This window comes from Nocardioides sp. (genome assembly GCF_036493135.1).
GTDB lineage: Bacteria > Actinomycetota > Actinomycetes > Propionibacteriales > Nocardioidaceae > Nocardioides.
The window spans coordinates 1-14150 of record NZ_DASXQG010000031.1; the positions used below are offsets into that span (position 1 = coordinate 1).

The window sequence follows — 14150 nt, forward strand, 5'->3', positions numbered from 1 at the left end:
TGTAGACCTCGGGATGGCCGAAGAACCAGAACAGGTGCTGCCACAAGATCGGGCCGCCATGAGAGGTGTCGAAGACGTGCGCGCCGAGCCGGCGATCGGCCTCGAGCAAGAGCAGCGCGCCGGCCAGCACCGGGAACGCGATCAGCACCAGCAGGCTGGTGACCAGCGTGTTCCAAGCGAAGATCGGCATCCGGAACATCGTCATGCCAGGTGCGCGCATGCAGATGATCGTGGTGATGAAGTTGACCGCACCCAAGATGGTGCCGAGCCCGGCCATCCACAGACCCATCACCCACAGGTCGCCGCCGACACCCGGGCTGCGCACAACACTGTTCAAAGGGGCGTAGGCGAACCAGCCGAAGTCGGCCGCGCCCTGCGGCGTCAGGAACCCGGAGCCGGCGATCAGGCCGCCGAACAGGAACAACCAGTAGCTGAACATGTTCAGCCTGGGGAACGCGACGTCGGGGGCGCCGATCTGCAGCGGCATGATCGCGTTGGCGAACCCGAAGAACAGCGGCGTCGCGAACAGCAGCAGCATGATCGTGCCGTGCATGGTGAACAGCTGGTTGTAGACCTCGTCGTTGACGAACTGCATGCCCGGGTTCGCCAGCTCCGATCGCATGATCAGCGCCATGACGCCGCCGGTCAGGAACCACGCGAACGACGTGCACAGGTACAGCTTGCCGATCACCTTGTGGTCGGTCGAGGTGATGATCCGGACGAGCGCCTGGCCCAAGGTCTTCCGGGGCGTCGTGGGTTCGGTGACTGCACGGGGCGTGTCCGTCGCAGTCATGGGTGACAACCGATCGGGCGATCGCGGGGCGAGGTGTCCGTGGTCGGCGTCGTCCTGGCAGACCTCATGTCCCGGTCACCAGTTCGCCGGCGGATCGCTGGCGGGAAACGACTGCGCACCCCATTGATCGACGATGTCCCACGCCGGGTCCCAGTCCGGAACCTCGGTCGCGTCCACGTCCGCCATCGGCGGGATGAGGCCATCAGGCGCGGGGACGGGTGTCAGGTGGGTGGGCGTCACGAGGAGTTCCCTTCAGGTGCCCTGTGCCGTCCCGTGGTGGAGGACGGTTCGGCCCGGAGCTCCCTGGGGTCCACTCCCCAACCCGGTCGCCTCGAGCATCTCTCCATGCTGCTCGCGGCTACCCCTTCCGGCAATGCCGGGGCCAGGCCGTGTACTCCTCCCCGGCGTTGCCGTAGCTCGGCAAAGGCCCCTACCGGCGTCCTCAGTCGGCGTTCGTGATCGCCTGCTCCGGCCAACCGAGCAGCTTTGCCCCGATCACGGCGATCTGGAGGGTGAACCGGTGCGCCGGGTCCAGTGGGTCGAACCCGGTGAGCGACTTGACCCGGTCGAGCCGATACGTCACCGCCCGCACCGACAGATGAAGCCTGGCCGCGGTTGCCGTGGCCACACAACCAGAGTCGAAGTAGGCGGCCAGGGTCTCCACCAACGGCGCGGCACCACCCCGAGCCTCGCGGAGGGGGTTGAGCACCGATTGCACGAGGTCGACGAGCGCGGGTTGATCGCGCGCCAGCACTCGGTAGGTCAGCACGTCGCGCGTCTCGACGATCGGCCCGGCCACCTGCATGCGGGTGGCCATGGTCAGGCCCTCGCGGGCCTCCTCGTAGGAGCGGGCGATCCCGTACGCACCCGGGTGGGCTCGTCCCACCGCGACGCGCCACGGGGAACCCTGCCTGAGTCGGTTGAGCTCACCATGGACGATCTTCCCGAGGTCGCCGGTGGCATTCAAACCATCCGACATGCCTGGTGCGCCGGTCGCCTCGGCAAGGGCCAGGACCACGACGCGCCCATCCTTGGTGGCCACCAGCACATCGCGGTCACCGAATCGATCCAACACGACCCGTTCCAGTGCCGTGGTAGCTGCCGCGATCGAGGAGAGCCGCTGTCGCGGTTCGGCAAGGGCCACCTGGTGGGCACGCGTCAGATCGAGTCCAAACGGCTCGGCGCGCTCGACCAGCTCACTCAGGTGCGCGTCGCCCCGGAGCAGATCCTCGACGAGCTCCCTTCGGACGGTCTCTTCTCGACGCACTCGTTCGCGACCAGCTTCGGCATGGCCCTCGGCGAACGACGCCACCGCGTCGTCGACGACCTGCAGCACCGCGGTGGCCGCCGCCCGCACCGCGGCGTTGTTGCGAGCCCGGACCACGACGGGCAGCTCGGTCCATACCCGTCGGGCCGCGGACAGATACAGGTCGACTCCTCGACCGGCCGCGACTCCCTGATCGGCGGCGCGGCGGCCCTGCTGACGCACGGCGTCGATCTGGGTACGCCCCGGGAACCGTCCGTAGGTTGCCGCCTCTGCGAGCATCGGCAGGTAGTCGCCCAAGAGGTCGCTCGGGACGCCGCCGGAGTCCTGGCTGGCAAGGTCGGCGACCCGATCCAACCACGAGTCGTCCTCGCCTGTTGCCGGACCGCTCCCTGGGCGGGGACCGCTCTTGGGGCGTTTCTGTCCGGTCATGCGCGCGTCCATCCACTCACGTTCGTGATCGTCATTAGACGACACCTGGCCTGGGTCGGCAAACCAGGAACTGCGCGGCGCCCTGACCCAGGAGAGGTGGCAGCCGAGTGCACGACGTCAGGCGCGTAGCAGTTCGGCCAGCACTGCGGCCTGGCTGATCGGGACGTTCTTGGTCGCGGTGAGCACGGTCAGCCGATCGTGCGATGTCATCGCGCGCAGGTGCCGAAGGGCCGCAGCGCGTTGTGGATCTTCCAGCTCCTCGAGGTAGCTGGCCTTGAACTCGTCGAACTTGTCGGGCGCGTGGCCGTACCACTTGCGCAACTCGTCCGACGGTGCGACGTCCGTACACCACTCGTCCAACGCGGCCCGGGCCTTGCTCACCCCCCGGGGCCACCGCCGATCCACGAGCACCCGAATGCCATCGTCCTCGGCCGGGTCGTCGTAGATCCTGCGCACTTGTACGTCGGGAACCTCGCTCATCTCTCGCCTCCAGAGGCCGCCGGTCCAGGCAGCAGCGCAACTCGGTCAGACCGGAGTGGTACCGACCGCGCCCGAACTATCCCGGGGCTGGAACGTCGAGGTCAGCGCCTCTGGTCGGTCGGAACGGGATCGCAGGACTGCCGGACGCCAGCAAGAAGTCGCCCCCTGAGTTCGCCGGTAGCCCACGGCGACTCCGTGGTCACGATGCGGCACCTTGGGAGTAAGACCTCATGTGGGGGAATCGATGACGATGTATCGGGCCGGATGGCTGACCGTGTGTACCGCCGCACTCATGATCGGCGTCGGTGCCGCGATTCATGCGTCACCGGCGGCCCTCCTCGATCAGCGTGTCGCGTGGCTGGGTCTCTTCGCCCTGCTCAGCTCACCGCCGGCCGTGCGCACCTACGGCCGCGGGCTACGCTCGCTTCCCACTCCCTCCGCGGCCCAGCTGGACGCGTTTGCCCGTGTATTCGCGCACGCCGATGTGGGGTACGTCGGGGTTCTCCCCCCGCCAGACCCGCGCGGGCTCACCGACGAGGAGTTGTGCCAACGCTGGCGCGCCAGCTGTCTGTACCTGCGGCGTCGGCCATCGCCGGCCCAGGTGATGCGCGAGGTCGAGCAGCGACAGATCGACCTGGACGAGTTCGAACGCCGACATCCCGCTGGATACGCGGCCTGGCTCGCCTCGGGTGCGGGGAACGTCGACGACCTGACGCCCTATTTCCTTGGAGGCCGTGTCGGTGACGCCACGATCAACTGGGACGAACTGACCCTCGGGCGGGATTGATCAGTGCCCCCGTTCAGGACGGGCAGGGCAACCCTCCTTGTCACAGAGACACGTGTTGCCGATACCGCGTTTCTTCAGATCTCACGTACGAAACATCCGCCTCTAGAAAGGGACGGGACGTCCCATGACCGGCATCCGCTTCTTCGCCGCACCCGATGCCCAACACCAGGCCACCCCGGCCGGGGCTCGCCAGGCGTTCGTGCTGCTGGTGGCCGTGCGCCCCGCCGTCGGTGCCTATGTCGTGGCAGCGTGGTTGGTCGGCATCATCGTCAACCTCGTCGGCATCGACAAAACCGGTCGGGCGTGATCAAGGACGGCTGACGTGGACTGGGCAGGGTGGGCGTTGTTCGGGCTGCTCGCCACGACCGTCCTCACCGCGCTGATGATCAGCGCCCAGCTGGGCGGGCTGAGCCGACTGGACCTGCCCCTCATCCTGGGCACCGTCGTCACCCGGGACCCCGACCAGGCACGAGCCGCCGGGTTCGTCATTCACCTGATCGTCGGTCAACTGTTCGCCCTCGGGTACGCCGCTTGTTTCGCACTCCTCGGCGAGGCGACCTGGTGGCTCGGTGGCCTGCTCGGCGCGCTTCATGGCGCCGTCGCCTTGACGGTCCTCATCCCCCTGCTGGTCGGCATACATCCGCGGATGGCGTCCAGCCGTGCCGGCCTCGAGTCCACCGCCGTCCTGGAACCGCCAGGGCTACTCGGCCTCAACTACGGCGCCCAGACACCCCTCATCACCTTCACCGCCCACGTCGCCTACGGCATCGCACTCGGCCTCCTGCTCGGTGTTCGCTGAGGCGAGGCACTGATGTCCCCCGACGACCACCTTCCTCGCATCCCGATCGAGGACTACGCCCTGCTCGGCGACACCCGCAGCGCTGCGTTGGTGGACCCGCACGGGTCGGTCGACTGGCTCTGCGTCCCTCGCTTCGACGGTCGGCCGGTGTTCGGTCGCCTCGTCGGCGGACCGACCGCAGGCAGCTTCGGTCTTGGCCCCGCCCGTCCCATCGGCTTGGCGAGCCGCCGCTACCGCCCCGAAACCGTCACGCTCGAGACGACCTGGAACACCGAAGGGGGGCGATTGACGCTGACGGAGGGCATGGTGGGGGAGGTCAGCGGGCGCCTCCTGCCGTCCACGATGCTGGTGCGACGGTTGACTGCCGAGGACGGCCCGGTCGAGGCGGTCATCACGTTCGACCCGCGACTCGGGGAGGAACGCCAGCATCCCCGCATCGAGCACCGAGACCGAGTGCTGGTCTGCTGCTGGCCGACCACGGCCATCGCGCTCAGGACAACCCCGGCCCTGCAGGTTCAGCCCGGTCAGTCCCACACGGTCACGGTCAGTCCCGACCGACCGTTCACCTCCGTGCTGACCGTCGCCGACCGCGAACCCCTCACCTACGTCGACCCAGACGCCGCCTGGGACGTGCTCCAACGCGACGAACTGCGCTGGAGGGCCTGGTGCCGTGACATCGACCGGACGATTCCACAACGCGACGCGGTGGTTCGCAGCCTGCTGACCCTGCGCCTGCTGACCTACTCGCCGTCGGGAGCGCCGGTTGCGGCGCCCACCACCTCGTTGCCCGAGGTCCTCGGCGGCACTAGGAACTGGGACTACCGCTACGCCTGGCCGCGCGACGCCAGCATCGGTATCGCTGCGTTCCTTGGCGTCGGCAAAGAAGACGAGGCCCGGGCCTTCCTCTCCTGGCTGCTCAGCGCTACCCGCCTCGATCGTCCACGCCTCCCGGTCCTGCTGACCCTGCACGGCAAGCACCCAGCACCCGAACGCGAACTGAACAGCTGGCCCGGCTACGCCGACAGCGTCCCGGTCCGGCAGGGCAACGGCGCCGCCGACCAACACCAGCTCGACGGTTACGGCTGGGTCCTCGACGCCGCGTGGCTCCTCACCAGAGCCGGACACCGGCTGTACGCCGAGACGTGGCGGACGATGGCCGGGTTCGCCGACACGGTCGCGGCCCGATGGCGCCAGCCGGACGCCGGCATCTGGGAGGTGCGTTCGGACACGACCCACCACGTGCACTCCAAGCTGATGGCCTGGCTCGCCTTGGACCGCGCACTGAGCATCGCCGAGCACCACCGCACCGCGGCTCGACGCACACGCCGGTGGACAGCAGCGCGGGCACAGCTCCGCGAGGAGATCACCTCGTGCGGGTTTGATGCCGAAAGGGGCACCTACATGCGCAGCTACGGCGCTTCGGACGTGGACGCTGCACTTCTGATCCTGCCGCAACTGGGGTTCGAAGCCCACGGGTCGCCGCGGGTGGAGGGGACCATCGACGCCATCGTCCATGACCTGGACGCCGGCTCACCACTGCTGTATCGGTATCCGCCCGGGCACGACGGCCTCCCTGGCAGGGAGGGCGCCTTCCTGCCGTGCTCGTTCTGGCTGGTTCAGGCGCTCGCCGGAAGTGGGCGGACCGCCGAGGCGAGGTCGCTGTTCGGCGAGCTCATCGCGCTGGCGGGCCCGGTCGGCCTGTACGCCGAAGAGATGGACCCGCTCACGCATCATCACCTGGGCAACTACCCACAGGCCCTGACCCACGCGGCCCTGGTCCAAGCAGCCCTGGCCCTGCGCGACGCCGATGACAGCTAGCCCACTTACCCTCTCCGGTTGGACGCCTTCCCACGTGCTGAGCTGAAGCGGCTCAGTGCCGACGAGCCGGCCACGTATCACCGGCCGAGCGACCCTGCCGACTCATCATCGACGTCTGCCGGGGCCCGGCATTCTGGGGAGGCACTTCCTACCGAGCTCGCACCCTGATTGTCGTTGCGACAACAGGCAGGTTGGTCCATTCAACGGCGCGCCAGCCAGCGCGTTCTCGCTTCGAGTTCGCGCCGATCCCACATGCGAGGTAGGGCCATGACCATCTCCAAGACTTCTGAACGCACCACCGCTGATCGCTCCGCCGACGCCCACATCCACAGGGCGCTGGAGGAAGCCGCACGCACGCGTGAGGCGATGCTGGCCGGTCTTCCCGACTCGACCGACGACCTCGTGATCGAGGCCCAGCGGCTGAGCATCGAATGCATCCTCGACGAAGTCCGGTCTGCTCTGACCCGGCTGGAGAACGGGAGCTACGGCACGTGCCCGGGCTGCCTGGCGAAGATCCCGATGGAACGGCTGGAACTGCGGCCCTGGGCGGCGTTCTGCGTCCGTTGCGCAGGGCGGTGATCCTTCGCGCGAACGACAACACCGCCGAAGACCGCACCCACGACCCGGGCAGAGCTGAGAAGGCAAGGGAGAGGTGACCGGCTCAGGGCCCGGCTTGACGCCCCTTGTGGCCCCCACGTCCCCCGCTCAGGGGGCCACAAGGGTGCACGAACCGTAGTGCCGTGTCGACGTCGTCACGGCCCCAGATCGGCGATCCCGACCAGAAGAGTCTCGATGAGGCTGTCGATCTCGGCTGGTGCCGTTCGACGTACAGGTGAGGGCACAAGCACTGCACGTCAAGGAGGGCTCGACCATGTGGGACACCGGCCAGACCGACGACGTTCACCTGTCGCACGACCTTCCTTGCCCGCGCTGCGGGCACGCGGTGCACACCTATCTCGCGTGCAGCGACACCTGCGACTGCGTTCGGACCGTCCTCCCGGGGACCGTCACGGCGGGCACCGTCGAACTCGCCGCATGACCATGCCCTGAGGTCGAGGCGAAGGCTGCCCGGACCGGGGCGCCGGCACCGACGCGGCCTCCTGGAAGGACTCAGGCCGCCCCGCGGACGACTGGCGGTGGAGCGCTGTCGAAACGGCGTGAAGTCGTTCGTAGTGGGGTAGAAGGGCGTCATCGGGACCCCACGGGCAAGGAGATTCGAATGTCGAAAGTTGTCGCAATCATGTCCATGTCGCTCGACGGTTACGTGGCCGATCCCGAGGGTGGCGTCGGTGAGGTGTTCGACTGGTACGACGGCTCGGGGGACGTCGAGGTCCACACCGGAGGTTCGGACGCGATGACGTTCAGGGTGTCTGAGCCAAGCGCCGAGCACCTCCGCGGTCTCACGTCCGAGCTCGGTGCCATGCTCACCGGTCGGCGCACGTTCGACGCCGCTGGAGGCTGGGGCGGCAATCACGCCTGGGGACCTGCCTTTGTGCTGACCCATCACGTCCCAGCGGGATGGCCCAGACCCGACTCGAACGTCCACTTCGTGACCGACGGCATCGAGAGTGCAGTGAACCGAGCCAAGGCCGCCGCCGCCGAGAAGTCGGTCGGAGTTCACGGTGCAGACACCATTCAGCAGTGCCTGAATGCGGGGCTCCTCGAGGAGATCCACGTCGACCTCGCAGCGGTCCTTCTTGGCTCCGGATTCCGTCTCTTCGACCATCTGACCCGCACCCCCACCACGCTCGACAACCCGACGGTGATCGCGGGTGTTGGCGTCACACACCTCCGCTATCCCGTGCGCAAGGCGTAGGGCGCTGGACGAGCATCGCCTCGGCGTCGACAGCGGTGACGGACCCGTTCATCCAGGTCAGCGACGCCGGTGGCTCCCCCGGTTGGACTCGAACCAACGCTTCGCTCTTCCGATCGGGCGCTGAGGCTTCGCCGTGAGCGAGGATGATCGGGACTGCATGGGATGCTCGAGCATGCGACAGCCTCGAACGTCAGACGACCACCGGGCTGCCTGCGTACCGGTCAGCCGACGAGTCGTCGGGCAAGGGCGGCGGCCTCGCCGCGGTTGGCGACGCCGAGCTTGGCGAGGATGTTGGACACGTGCGCACTCGCGGTCTTATCGGTGACGAACAAGGAGGTCGCGATCGTCTTGTTGGTGGCGCCGATGGCGAGGAGTTCGAGGACCTCACGTTCGCGAGGTGTGAGCCGGCTCAACGGTCCCTCGCGTGCTGCCGCCCGGGGCAGCGGGACCCGGGTGCGGGTAGCGAGTCTGACGGCGCGGCGTTCGAGGTCGTGTGCACCCATCTCGTCGGCAGCCCTCCAGCACTCGACGAGGAGCTCGCGGCCCTCGTCCCGACCTCCGTGAGTGAGCAGCTCGGTGGCCAGGTTCAGGCGCGGCTCGAGGGCGAAGTAGGCGCCGAACGGCTCCGCCAGGGCCGTCGCCTCCCGAAACTGCGTCGCAGCCGGCTTCTCGGCGTACCGGGCGGAGTAGGCCTCGGCGAGGGCGAGTTGGACCCCGTGGTACGTCGGGCGCCACTCGTCGGTGAGCCCGCGTCGTGCCAGCGTCAGCTGACGAGCTGCCAGTTCTCGCAGCTCGTCGGTCCGGGCCTCCAGTGTTGTCCGACCCAGGCACAGGGCTTGGAATGCGATGCGAGCAGCCCCGGCCGACGTCAGCGGGGAGTCACAGTCATCGAGCTGCACCAGGTACGACCTTGCGGCCTCGAAGGCGGCGGCGCGGTCGTCGAGCATGGCTGCCAGCTCGAGCTCGGTCAGGACCTCGGTGTCCCAAGGCGTTCGTCCTACCGATTCGGTGAAGATGGTGATCTCGCGCACCAGGGGGAGGGCCGCGTCGGTATCACCTCGTGCCAGCCGCAGCTCCGCCAGCGGGATGGACCAGCGCCCGTTGAAGGTAGGCACCCCTAGCTCACGGAACTCCTCGAGCCGCTGTTCTGCCTCGTCGAGGCGGCCGCGCCACAGGAGTGCCTTCAGTGCCGCACCCCCCGACCCGCCGGCTTGTACCGGAAGCCCCAGGGCCATGCCTTCGTCGAAGCCCTCCGTCGCCATGGACAGGCCATGGTCGACCCGTCCGGCTTCCATGTACTGAACCGGGACACACCCGTCGAGCACCTGCCAGACGATGCCCGCCGCCCTGGCCACGGCCCGCGACCGTTCCATCCCCGCGAGTGCGTCAGCGATGTGGCCGAGGTAGAAAAGCGACAGGGATCCCAGGTAGAGAGCGTCGACCTCGGCTTCGACGCAACCCGACGCCATGGCCGCGTCGACGGCTCGTTGGGCGGCTTCGGCACTGGCAGCGAATTGGGTATGCCGGTTCAGATACAGCGACCGCACGATCAGTGCCCGCGCTAGGTGCTCGGTCGGGGAGTCGCCGGCGTACGCGACGGCGAGCCTGATCGCCTCGGGCTTACCGATCTCATCCCCCTTGCGGGAGGCGAGCGCCAAGGCGGAGTAGACGCGGCTCGCCAACAACCGGTCGGGGTCTGGCCCCAGCATCTCCACCGCCGCGTGGACCAGCGCGTGCCCGCGCTCCTCGTCCTCCTGCCCGCCTGCCGCCTCGGCCAGGACTATCACGATCTCGACGCGCGGATGGTGCGCCACGGCGTCGGCGTCGGGGACCCGATCCCACAGCGACAGCGCGCGTTCGAGCTGGGTGATCGCTTCGGCGGCCCCGAGGCGTTTCGCCACCAGCCCGGCGCGCACCGACGCGGTCAGGGTGCGGGGCAGGTCGTGGGCGGCGTTCCAGTGGAAGGCGAGCCGGCTCAGGATCGCCAGTCCGGGATCGGGCTCGGCGTCGACCCGCGTCTGGAGGACCTCCGCCAGCCTCGCGTGGATCCGAGTCCGTTCGTCGGGCATCAGGTCGTCGTACGCCGCCTCACGCAGCAGCGGGTGCCGGAACTCCAGGGAGCCACCGGACTGGCGCAGGACGTTGGCGTCCAGCGCCTCCCGCAGATAGCACTCCATCTGGGCCTGGTCGAGTGCCGCCAGCTCCACGAGCGTCTCGGTGTCCAGCCGGGTCCCGTTGACCGAGGCGACCCGCAGCAGTGCCCGCGGGCCCTGGTCGAGGGCGTCGATCCGGGCCAGCAGCAGATCGGAGAGGTGACCCGGGACCCCCTCGGTGTCGGCTGCCAGAAGCTCCTCGGCGTACAGCGGGTTGCCCTCGGACCGCGCCAACACAGCATCGACTACCGACGGTTCAGGTGACCCGTCGGTGCGGGCGGCGACGATACCCGCTATGTCATCACGGTCCAGTGGGCCCAGGTCCAGCCGCCGGGAGCCGGAGGCCCGGCTGACCTCGGTCAAGGTCTTCCGGAACGGGTGGCCGCGGTGCAGCTCGTCGCTGCGGAAGGTGAGCACCAGCAAGAGACGCCCACGGGCGGTCCGGGACAGCGCGGTCGCGAAGTCCTGGGTCGAGCGGTCCGCCCAGTGCATGTCCTCAAGCACCAGCAGGACGGGACCGGCGGCTGCCGCTTCGAGGACGGCAGCAGTGAGTTCGTCCAACACACGGAACGCCTCCCGACTCCGTGGTGTGTCCGGGTCCAGCAGCGTGAGCATGCGACGCGCACACGGCCGCGACTGGAGGTCCTCGACCTCGCTGAGAAGGGACCGCACCGCTTCGGTCACCGGGGCGAAGGAGATACCCGCCTCGATGTCGAGACCGTGCCCCGTGGCCACCGTGAACCCGAGCTCACCCGCCCGGCGTTCGAGGTCCGCGACGAGCGTGGTCTTGCCGATCCCGGCATCGCCCCCGACGAGTACGGTCTGCGGGCTTCCCTGCGCCGCGAGGGCGAGGGCCTCGTCCAGCTCCGCGATGTCCCGCTCGCGGCCCAGCAGAAGAGGTTTCCGGGTCGTTACGGGCATGCGGTCCACCGCCAGGCGTGGATTGAGCGAAAGTCCCGAGATCATCATCGTAGGCGCCGCCGAGAGCCTTGGCGACTGAGATCTGGCCTGGCCGGAGACCGGGCACCGCCCTGCGAACGGGCTTGACCCTCGACACTTCCGGGATGTGCGCCAGCCACGGTCTCGTGGCCCTCTATCTCCGGATGATGATGGCGTTCACCACCCAGGACCCAGGAACCGCGTCTGACCCGTCCATGCAGGTCAGCGACCCGGTGGCTCCCCCGGTTGGACTCGAACCAACAACCCTTCGGTTAACAGCCGAATGCTCTGCCAGTTGAGCTACAGGGGATCGTTGAGCCCGGACAGGTTAGCAAGGGCGTCGGGCGTCTGCGAATTGGGACCCGCGCCGCTCAGCAGGCCCGTCACGGCGTCCCGACGTCGGACTTCGCGGCTGCCAGGGCGGTCTCCGCAGCGGCCCGGACGAACGGGTCGTCGGGGTCGATGCCCTCGTCGTACTCGTAGAGCCACTCCACGGCCGAGTGGCCCGACGGCGCCCGCCGGGCCACCACGCGTACGCCGCGGCGACCGGTGACGGGGACGTGACGCGACAACAGGACGCTGGCCGTGACCCGCTCCCGCACGAGCTGGAGCAACCGGTCGGCGTCCTTCGCGGCCTCGTCCGGGATCAGCAGCGCGTGTACCGGCCGCGGCTCACCCCACGTGCCCACCTCGCTGACGCGGAGCCGGCCCTCGTCGTGGTCCCAGTCGGCGGCCTGCACCTGCTCCCACGGGAGCCGCGCCGACGGAAGGTACAGCGCATCGCGGGTGCCGGCCACCCAGCCTCCGTCGGCCGTCGCCGCCCACGCGAGCAGCCGCTCCCCCGCGGCCACCTCCACCGGCGGACGGGTGCGTCGTCCCACCCTCATCGCGACCTCACGAGGCTCCCAGGGCCAGGTCGCGCAGCTGACGGCGATGCTGCTCGAGGGCGGTCAGCTCGCCGAACATCCGGTTGTACTCCGCTGTCTGCTCGACCGGGTTGGTCCGCTGGAGGCGCGACTTCACCTCGGCGATCCGCCGCTGGGCGGTGAGCTCCTGCAGGCGGTAGACGGTGTTGGCCACGAAGGCGTCGTCCGCGCCCTTCCGGGACGGCACCGGCTCGACGGCCAGCGCCGAGAGCGCTGCGGCCACGGCCTGGTCCGCGGCGCGGTCGCGCAGGCGCCCGGCCCAGTCGGGATCGGCGGCCGCGGGTCCGCCGTTCTGTGCGACGAGCTCCCAGACGGCGCGGTAGGTCGGATGGGTGAAGTCGTTGGCACCGAGGTCGTGGGTGGTGCGCGCCACCGCTGCCGGCTCCTGGACGACCAGCTTGAGTGTCTCGCGCTCGAGGACGAACCGCGGGTCACGCAGGTCGGGCACCTGTGCCGCCGCAGGCTGCGACGCCGGCTGGGAACCGTGCTGGGAACCCTGCTGCGAACCCTGCTGCGCCACGTCGCGCCGGCCACCGGAACCACCGCCGCCATTCGGCCGTCGCCCCGCTGCCCTCCGGACCTCGACCTGGACGTCGGCCGGGTCCATCCCGGTCAGGGAGGAGATCTCGCGGGCGAACGAGCTCGCCACCACCGCCGTGTCGCGGCTGCTGTGCACCAGTGCGGCCGCCTCCCGTACGGCGCCGACCCGACCCTCGGCCCGGTCGAGGTCGTACTTCTTCACGACGTTCGCCAGCACGAACCGATAGAGCGGCTGCCGCCTGGCGACCAGCTCGCGCACCGCGGCCTCGCCCTGCTGGAGCCGCAGGTCGCAGGGGTCGAGGCCGGTCGGCTCGATCGCGACGTAGGTCTGGCTGACGAAGTTCTGGTCACCGCCGAAGGCCCGCAGCGCGGCCTTCTGCCCGGCGGCATCGCCGTCGAAGGTGAAGATCACTTCGCCGGGGAACTCCGCGTGGTCGTTGAGGAAGCGTCGCAGGATCCGCGCATGGTCGTCACCGAACGCCGTACCGCAGGTCGCGACCGCAGTGCCGACCCCGGAGAGGTGGCAGGCCATCACGTCTGTGTACCCCTCGACCACGACCGCCTTGGACGAGCGCGCGATCTCGCGGCGGGCCAGGTCGATGCCGTAGAGCACCTGGCTCTTCTTGTAGATCGCGGTCTCAGGGGTGTTGAGGTACTTCGCCTCGATCCGGTCGTCGTCGAAGATGCGTCGGGCACCGAAGCCGATCGTGTCGCCGCTCGAGTCGCGGATCGGCCACAGCAGCCGGCCGCGGAAGCGGTCGTACGCCGACCGGCCGATCGCGACGAGCCCGGCCGCGACGGTCTCCTCGTCGGTGAACTTGCGTTGCCGCAGATGACGCAGCAGCGACTCACCGTCGCGCGGGGCGAAGCCGACGCCGAACTGCGCGGCCGTGCCCTGGTCGAAGCCCCGCTCTCCCAGGAACTGGCGCGCGACCAGCGCGTCCGGCGTGTCGAGTGCGTCGGCGTAGAACTCCTGGGCCACCTTGTGCGCCTCGACGAGGCGACCCCGCTGGGGTCCACGCGGGCGGTCCTGTCGGAGGTCGCCCTCCTCACGCCGCAGAGTGACGCCGACCTTGTCGGCCAGCCTCTCGACCGCCTCGCTGAAGCCGAGCCCGTCGATCTTCATCAGGAAGGCGAAGACGTCGCCGCCCTCGCCGCAGCCGAAGCAGTGCCATCCGCGATCCGGCCGAACGTTGAACGACGGCGACTTCTCGTCGTGGAACGGGCACAGGCCCTTGAGCGAGCCCCCGCCCGCCGGCCGGAGCGTGACGTAGTCGGAGATCACCTCGTCGATCTTGGCCTTCTCACGCACCTCCGCGATGTCTTCCTCGCGAATCCGTCCGGCCACGCCGGGAGTCTACGGCGGGGGCCCGACACGCTCGGAGGGTTACCACCCCGCCTGT

13 protein-coding genes and 1 tRNA gene are annotated in these 14150 nt (G+C 69.2%); 6 read left to right on the top strand and 8 right to left on the bottom strand.

Annotated elements, in window-relative coordinates:
* The 4 genes from VGJ24_RS05000 to VGJ24_RS05015 all read right to left on the bottom strand — a co-directional run.
* On the bottom strand, positions 1-793 hold a 793-nt coding region (locus VGJ24_RS05000), incomplete at its 3' end, for a cytochrome c oxidase subunit I (RefSeq protein WP_331499399.1).
* A 75-nt stretch (positions 794-868) separates the two neighbouring features.
* The gene (locus VGJ24_RS05005; RefSeq protein WP_331499400.1) at positions 869-1033 is read right to left on the bottom strand and encodes a hypothetical protein; all 165 of its coding nucleotides are present in this window, start codon (positions 1031-1033) and stop codon (positions 869-871) included.
* A gap of 202 nt (positions 1034-1235) precedes the next feature.
* On the bottom strand, positions 1236-2414 hold the full coding sequence (locus tag VGJ24_RS05010) for a PucR family transcriptional regulator (protein ID WP_331499401.1): 1179 nt from the start codon (positions 2412-2414) through the stop codon (positions 1236-1238).
* Positions 2415-2606: 192 nt separating this feature from the next.
* Positions 2607-2969: a DUF488 domain-containing protein gene (locus VGJ24_RS05015; RefSeq protein ID WP_331499402.1), complete on the bottom strand. Its 363-nt coding sequence runs from the start codon at positions 2967-2969 to the stop codon at positions 2607-2609.
* A gap of 292 nt (positions 2970-3261) precedes the next feature.
* Between VGJ24_RS05015 and VGJ24_RS05020 the strand changes: the two genes are divergently transcribed.
* The 6 genes from VGJ24_RS05020 to VGJ24_RS05045 all read left to right on the top strand — a co-directional run bounded on the left by VGJ24_RS05020 (position 3262) and on the right by VGJ24_RS05045 (position 8189).
* The gene (locus VGJ24_RS05020) at positions 3262-3756 is read left to right on the top strand and encodes a hypothetical protein (protein WP_331499403.1); all 495 of its coding nucleotides are present in this window, start codon (positions 3262-3264) and stop codon (positions 3754-3756) included.
* A gap of 124 nt (positions 3757-3880) precedes the next feature.
* A complete protein-coding gene (locus tag VGJ24_RS05025) occupies positions 3881-4063 on the top strand; it encodes a hypothetical protein (protein WP_331499404.1) in 183 nt (60 codons plus the stop codon).
* Positions 4064-4078: 15 nt separating this feature from the next.
* Positions 4079-4555, top strand: coding sequence for a hypothetical protein (locus tag VGJ24_RS05030; protein ID WP_331499405.1), 477 nt, complete (start codon positions 4079-4081; stop codon positions 4553-4555).
* 12 nt (positions 4556-4567) lie between these two features.
* Complete coding sequence (locus tag VGJ24_RS05035) at positions 4568-6373, top strand: glycoside hydrolase family 15 protein (protein ID WP_331499406.1); 1806 nt, start codon at positions 4568-4570, stop codon at positions 6371-6373.
* A 267-nt stretch (positions 6374-6640) separates the two neighbouring features.
* On the top strand, positions 6641-6952 hold the full coding sequence (locus VGJ24_RS05040; protein ID WP_331499407.1) for a TraR/DksA family transcriptional regulator: 312 nt from the start codon (positions 6641-6643) through the stop codon (positions 6950-6952).
* 640 nt (positions 6953-7592) lie between these two features.
* Positions 7593-8189, top strand: a complete 597-nt coding sequence (locus VGJ24_RS05045) for a dihydrofolate reductase family protein (protein WP_331499408.1) — start codon at positions 7593-7595, stop codon at positions 8187-8189.
* A gap of 221 nt (positions 8190-8410) precedes the next feature.
* Here VGJ24_RS05045 and VGJ24_RS05050 read toward each other — a convergent pair whose 3' ends face one another.
* From VGJ24_RS05050 to dnaG, 4 genes are all read right to left on the bottom strand, one after another.
* Positions 8411-11263 (bottom strand): helix-turn-helix transcriptional regulator, encoded by a 2853-nt coding sequence (locus VGJ24_RS05050; protein ID WP_331499409.1) that lies wholly within the window; start codon positions 11261-11263, stop codon positions 8411-8413.
* A 252-nt stretch (positions 11264-11515) separates the two neighbouring features.
* Positions 11516-11591 (bottom strand) — tRNA-Asn (locus VGJ24_RS05055).
* A 73-nt stretch (positions 11592-11664) separates the two neighbouring features.
* On the bottom strand, positions 11665-12168 hold the full coding sequence (locus VGJ24_RS05060; protein ID WP_331499410.1) for a hypothetical protein: 504 nt from the start codon (positions 12166-12168) through the stop codon (positions 11665-11667).
* Positions 12169-12175: 7 nt separating this feature from the next.
* A complete protein-coding gene (dnaG, locus tag VGJ24_RS05065; protein ID WP_331499411.1) occupies positions 12176-14095 on the bottom strand; it encodes a DNA primase in 1920 nt (639 codons plus the stop codon).
* Positions 14096-14150: the final 55 nt, after the last annotated feature.

What these genes read in the sequence shown, in the direction of transcription:
- VGJ24_RS05015 (WP_331499402.1), bottom strand. Translation starts at nt 2,969, where the DNA reads ATGAGCGAGGTTCCCGACGTACAAGTGCGCAGGATCTACGACGACCCG.
- VGJ24_RS05020 (WP_331499403.1), top strand. Translation starts at nt 3,262, where the DNA reads ATGATCGGCGTCGGTGCCGCGATTCATGCGTCACCGGCGGCCCTCCTC.
- VGJ24_RS05025 (WP_331499404.1), top strand. Translation starts at nt 3,881, where the DNA reads ATGACCGGCATCCGCTTCTTCGCCGCACCCGATGCCCAACACCAGGCC.
- VGJ24_RS05035 (WP_331499406.1), top strand. Translation starts at nt 4,568, where the DNA reads ATGTCCCCCGACGACCACCTTCCTCGCATCCCGATCGAGGACTACGCC.
- VGJ24_RS05040 (WP_331499407.1), top strand. Translation starts at nt 6,641, where the DNA reads ATGACCATCTCCAAGACTTCTGAACGCACCACCGCTGATCGCTCCGCC.
- VGJ24_RS05045 (WP_331499408.1), top strand. Translation starts at nt 7,593, where the DNA reads ATGTCGAAAGTTGTCGCAATCATGTCCATGTCGCTCGACGGTTACGTG.
- VGJ24_RS05050 (WP_331499409.1), bottom strand. Translation starts at nt 11,263, where the DNA reads ATGCCCGTAACGACCCGGAAACCTCTTCTGCTGGGCCGCGAGCGGGAC.
- VGJ24_RS05060 (WP_331499410.1), bottom strand. Translation starts at nt 12,168, where the DNA reads ATGAGGGTGGGACGACGCACCCGTCCGCCGGTGGAGGTGGCCGCGGGG.